The 5,594-nt window shown below is 74.8% G+C and carries 4 protein-coding genes; all 4 read left to right on the top strand.

Going from position 1 to position 5,594, the window contains the following annotated elements; genetic code table 11:
• Positions 1-1,101, top strand: a 1,101-nt coding sequence (locus MN205_RS00770; RefSeq protein ID WP_242123353.1) for an N-acetylmuramoyl-L-alanine amidase, incomplete at its 5' end; no start/stop codon positions are given.
• A 59-nt stretch (positions 1,102-1,160) separates the two neighbouring features.
• Complete coding sequence (locus MN205_RS00765; protein WP_242123351.1) at positions 1,161-2,648, top strand: DUF1800 domain-containing protein; 1,488 nt, start codon at positions 1,161-1,163, stop codon at positions 2,646-2,648.
• An 8-nt stretch (positions 2,649-2,656) separates the two neighbouring features.
• The gene (locus MN205_RS21365; protein WP_242123349.1) at positions 2,657-3,949 is read left to right on the top strand and encodes a DUF1501 domain-containing protein; all 1,293 of its coding nucleotides are present in this window, start codon (positions 2,657-2,659) and stop codon (positions 3,947-3,949) included.
• A gap of 304 nt (positions 3,950-4,253) precedes the next feature.
• Positions 4,254-5,594: peptidoglycan recognition protein (locus MN205_RS00755; RefSeq protein ID WP_242123347.1), on the top strand; the 1,341-nt coding region annotated here is incomplete at its 3' end.

Genomic DNA, 5,594 nt, shown 5'->3' with positions numbered 1-5,594 from the left:
GAGCGGGTGACCCTGGCTCAGCCCGCCATCCGCTCGCGCAGCGCCTGGGGCGCCGACGAGACCCTGCGCAAGTCCTCCGCCTCCTACAGCAGCACCATCAAGGCCGCCGTCGTGCACCACACCGCCGACCCCGGCAGCTACACCCAGGCCGAGGTCCCCGCCGTCATCCGCGGCATGTACCGCTACCACACCGTCACCCTCGGCTGGGCCGACCTCGGCTACAACTTCGTCGTCGACCGCTTCGGCGGCATCTGGGAAGGCCGCGCCGGCGGCACCACCCGCCCCGTGGTCGGCGCCCACGCCGGCGGCTTCAACATCGACACCTTCGGGGTGTCCATGATGGGCGACCACTCGCGCACCGCTCCCTCGGCCGCCGCCCTGGAGTCCGTCGCGCAGGTCATCGCCTGGAAGCTGGCCCTGCACGGCGTCGACCCCAAGGGCTCCACCCGCCTGACCAGCGCCGGCGGCGGCACCGCCCGCTACGCCAAGGGCACCACCGTCACCCTGCGCACCATCAACGCCCACCGCGACGTCGGCTACACCGCCTGCCCGGGCGACGCCGCCTTCACCAAGATGGACTCCCTGCGCACCCGCGTCGCCCAGCTCATGGCCGGCGCCACCGGCAACGGCCCCAGCGCCGTGGACACCAAGTACGCCCAGCTCGGCAGCGGCTACCTGGGTGCGCCCACGCGGGCGGAGGGGCCGGCGCGCGACGGCGGCCGCTACCGCCACTACCAGGCGGGGTCGATCTACTCGCACCCCGCGGCGGGCACGCACGCGGTGTTCGGCCTGATCCGGGAGAAGTACGCCTCGCTGGGCTGGGAGAACTCCTTCCTGGGGTACCCCCTGACGGACGAGACGCCCATCCGGGGCGGGGCGTTCAACCACTTCCAGGGCGGCTCGATCTACTGGTCGCCGCGCACGGGCGCGCACGTGGTGTTCGGCGCCATCCGGAACCGGTGGGCCTCGCTGGGCTGGGAGAACTCCTCCCTGGGCTACCCCCGCAGCGACGAGTACGACGTCCCCGGCGGTCGCCGCAGCGACTTCACCGGCGGCAGCATCACGTGGCGGGCGAGCGACGGGCGCGTGACCGTGCGCTGACCCGAGAGGTCCTCACCCGGACGGCTCAAGCGGCGGAGATCCCCTGCCGAGACCGTGGCGTGCCCACCGCTCCCTCGTCCTCCGCGCCCCGCGTCGCGCGCGGGCGGCGCAAGGCCGCCCCCGCCGACCGGCTCTTCCCCAGCACCCCCGACGCCCAGCTGCACCTGCTGCGGCGGGCCACGTGGGGCCCGCGCCCGCAGGACCTCGACGCGATCGCCGCGGTGGGCACCAAGGCGTGGCTGGAGGCGCAGCTGGCGCCGGAGACGGTCGCGGACCGGGTCTGCGAGGAGTACGTCGGCCGCTTCCAGCGGTACAAGAGGTCCACCGCCGAGGTCCACGCGGCCGGCTACTGGTCGGTGGAGTGGGACCTCATGTTCGAGGTGGGCCGGGTCACGCTGGTGCGCCAGATCTGGAGCGAGCGGCAGCTGCTGGAGGTCGTCGCCGACGTCTGGAACAACCTGCTGCACGTCACCTGCCCGTCCTCGGAGGTGTGGGACAGCCGCGCCGACTACGACCGGATGATCCGCCGGCACGCGTTCGGGTCGTTCCCGGACATGCTCGTGGAGTCGGCGAAGAGCCCGTCGATGCTGCTGTACCTGGACAACACCAGCTCCAGCGCCGCCCACCCCAACGAGAACTACGCCCGCGAGCTGCTGGAGCTGCACACCGTCGGCGTCGACGCCGGCTACACCGAGGCCGACGTCAAGGCGGGCGCGCGCCTGCTGACGGGCCTGGCGGTGGGTTCCGACGGGCTGTCCACCTTCGACGCGGGTCGCCACGACAGCGGCGGCGGCACGGCGTTCGGCTTCTCCTGGCCGGCGCACGCCCCGCACGAGGGCCTGGCGTGGGCGGAGCGGTACCTGCGGCACCTGGCGGTGCACCCGGCCACGGCGCGTCGGGTCAGCCGCCGCCTGGCGGTGCGGTTCGTCGCCGACGACCCGCCGGCGTCGCTGGTGGAGCGGATGGCGCAGACGTGGACGGCCACGAGCGGCTCCGTCCGCGCGGTGCTGTGGACGCTGTTCAGCGCGCCGGAGTTCTGGGACTCGGCGGGGCGGAAGTACAAGACGCCGCAGGAGGACTTCGTCTCCACGCTGCGCGCGCTGGGCGTCGCACCGGAGCGCTCGGGCACGCAGGGCGTCGAGCGGCTGTACTGGATGCCCTCCGACGCCGGGCACGCGCCGCTGGCGTGGGGCCCGCCGAACGGCTACCCGGACACCGCTGCGGAGTGGCAGTCGCCCAACGCGACGCTGCAGCGCTGGAACCGGCACATGGACTTCGCCGCGGCCTGGTACCCGCCGGACCTGACGTGGCCGCCGGTGCGGCAGCTGCTGCCGCAGTCCCTGCCGGCCACGTGGGGCGCGCTGGTGGACGCGATGGCCCAGCGCCTGGTCCACGGCCCGATCACCGCCGACGAGCGGGCGGGGATCCTCCTCTACCTGGAGCGCCGCGCCGACGAGCGGCTGGACCCGCGCGAGCCGTGGCTGGGCTGGGGCTTCCCGTACCTGGCCGCGTTCGTCCTCGACACCCCGACCTTCTCGAAGAGGTGAGCAGTCCCGTGACCGACCGCACCGACCGCCCCGCCGACCGCTGCTCCTGCCGGGAGGGGTCCGTCGCGGCCGCGCGCGTGTCGCGGCGCGGCGTGCTCAAGGCAGCCCTCGGCGCGGCGGCCGCCGGCACGACGGCGTTCACGGTGGGCGACGTGTCCACCCAGGTCTCCTACGCGGCGCCGGGCTGGACCGGCGAGACGCTGGTGGTGCTGTCCCTGCACGGCGGTTTCGACGGCCTGTCGGTGGTGGTGCCCGGTGGCGACCCGGCGTACTACGCGGCGCGCCCGAACGTGGCGGTGCCGGCCTCGACGCTGCTGGCGCTGGACGGCACCTTCGGGCTGCACCCGGCGATGGCGCCGCTGCTGCCGTTCTGGCGGGCGGGCACCTTCGGCGCGGTGCAGGCGGTGGGGCAGGGCAGCCCGTCGCGCTCGCACTTCGCCGCCATGCAGGAGATGGAGCGCGCCGCGCCGGGCACGTCGCTGCGCACGGGCTGGATCGACCGCACCCTGGGCGTGACGGGTGACGGCGGGCTGCTGAACGCCGTGCAGGTGGGGGTCCACGCGCCGCCGTCGTTCGCCGGCCCGCAGCAGGAGACGACGATGCAGTCGATGGGGGCCTTCGCGCTGGCGGGCCCGGGCACGGACCGGCCGCTGTGGCACGCGGGCCTGCGCCGCATGCACGTGAACGCCCCCGCCGTCGCCGCCGACCCGGCGAACGCGCTGCTGGACGCGATGGAGGAGGTCGCCGGGTACGCCGGTGCCGACCCCGGGCCCGTGGCGGGGGTGACGTACCCGGCGACCGCGCTGGGCAGGTCGCTGTCGCAGGCGGCAGCGCTGCTGCGCTCGGGGGCGCCGGTGCAGATGCTGACGGTGGACTACGGCGACTGGGACATGCACGCGAACTTCGGTCACGTGGACCGCGGCTGGATGTTCGACAAGCTGACGGAGCTGTCGGGCGCGCTGGCGGCGTTCGCGACGGACCTGGGGCCGAAGTTCGCGAGCACGACGATCATGACGCTGTCGGAGTTCGGCCGCCGGGTGCAGGAGAACGCCTCGTGGGGCTTGGACCACGGGCACGGCAACGCGGTGCTGCTGCTGGGCGGCGGCGTGGTGGGCGGGCGGGTGCACGGCCGCTGGCCGGGCCTGGCGCCGGAGCGCCTGCTGGACGGGGACCTGCCGGGCACGACGGACTACCGCGCGATCATCGCCGAGGTGCTGCAGAAGCGCCTGGGCGCAGGCAGCCTGTCGTCGGTGTTCCCCGGCCTGGGCGGCGACCGGCTGGGGGTCGTGCGCCAGCGCTGACCCGGCCGGTCCACCCGCTGCCCCACCCCTCGCCCCGGGCGCCGCCGAGCGCCCGGGGCGTCGTGCTGCCGGGTTCGCGGTCACCTGGACAGCCGAACGGTCCATCACCCACAGTGACGGGGTGATGACGTTGTTGTTACCGACTCGTGCTCCGCAGCACCTTGAGCATCAGCAGTCGCTCCGTCAGGGTGGCAGGTGATGCCGGTCCCTGCTCAAGCCCCCGCCGTCAGGTGCCGATGCCCGTGACGTGCGTTGACCCGTGTGGGTGGACCGCCTCTGTCGTCGAGCGAAGGACCGAGTTGTCATGCGGTTGACCGCGACTGCCCAGGAGAAGACCGGTACGGCCGGGGGCTTCTCGCGACGTTCCCTGCTGCGCGCCGGCGGGGGCGCCGGGGCGCTGTCCGTCCTGGCCTGCCTGAGCGGCACGGGCGCCCGCCCGGCCGCCGCCGCCACCGCCCTGAGCACCGGTGCGGTGCAGGTCGGCGGCTCCACCACCGCCTACCCGCTGGCGCAGCACCCCAGCACCGCCGCCGGCAGCGCCGTGCCCGCCCCGCGCGGCGCGGTCGCCCGCACGCTGCGCGCGGCCCCCGCGCTCAGCGTCGTCAGCGTCGAGGTGGACGGCGGTCAGATGGTCGGCGTCACGTTCCCGCGCGGCACCGGCGCCGAGTCGGTCGCGGTGCGCACCCGCACCGGCGGCACCTGGTCGGAGTGGGTCGAGCTGGCCCTCAACGACGACGGGGCCGACCCGGGCACCGCGGAGGCCCGCGGCCGGGTCACCGGTTCCGACCCGCTGTGGGTCGGTTCGCTGGGCCGGCGCGCCACCGTCGAGGTGCGCGTGCCCGCCGCCGACGTCGCGCACGCCGAGCTCCACGTCGTCGACGGCGGCCGCAGCCCCGCCGACGACCTCGCCACCGCCGCCGTCGCGGACGCGGACGTGCTGCTGCGCAGCACCGGCGCGCAGTCGGAGCTCACCGGGGACGAGCGGGTGACCCTGGCTCAGCCCGCCATCCGCTCGCGCAGCGCCTGGGGCGCCGACGAGACCCTGCGCAAGTCCTCCGCCTCCTACAGCAGCACCATCAAGGCCGCCGTCGTGCACCACACCGCCGACCCCGGCAGCTACACCCAGGCCGAGGTCCCCGCCGTCATCCGCGGCATGTACCGCTACCACACCGTCACCCTCGGCTGGGCCGACCTCGGCTACAACTTCGTCGTCGACCGCTTCGGCGGCATCTGGGAAGGCCGCGCCGGCGGCACCACCCGCCCCGTGGTCGGCGCCCACGCCGGCGGCTTCAACATCGACACCTTCGGGGTGTCCATGATGGGCGACCACTCGCGCACCGCTCCCTCGGCCGCCGCCCTGGAGTCCGTCGCGCAGGTCATCGCCTGGAAGCTGGCCCTGCACGGCGTCGACCCCAAGGGCTCCACCCGCCTGACCAGCGCCGGCGGCGGCACCGCCCGCTACGCCAAGGGCACCACCGTCACCCTGCGCACCATCAACGCCCACCGCGACGTCGGCTACACCGCCTGCCCGGGCGACGCCGCCTTCACCAAGATGGACTCCCTGCGCACCCGCGTCGCCCAGCTCATGGCCGGCGCCACCGGCAACGGCCCCAGCGCCGTGGACACCAAGTACGCCCAGCTCGGC

It is taken from the genome of Kineococcus sp. TRM81007 (assembly GCF_022669155.1).
Taxonomy (GTDB): domain Bacteria; phylum Actinomycetota; class Actinomycetes; order Actinomycetales; family Kineococcaceae; genus Kineococcus.
The sequence above is the reverse complement of the archived record's forward strand: the minus strand, read 5'-3'. Positions and strand labels throughout refer to the sequence as shown.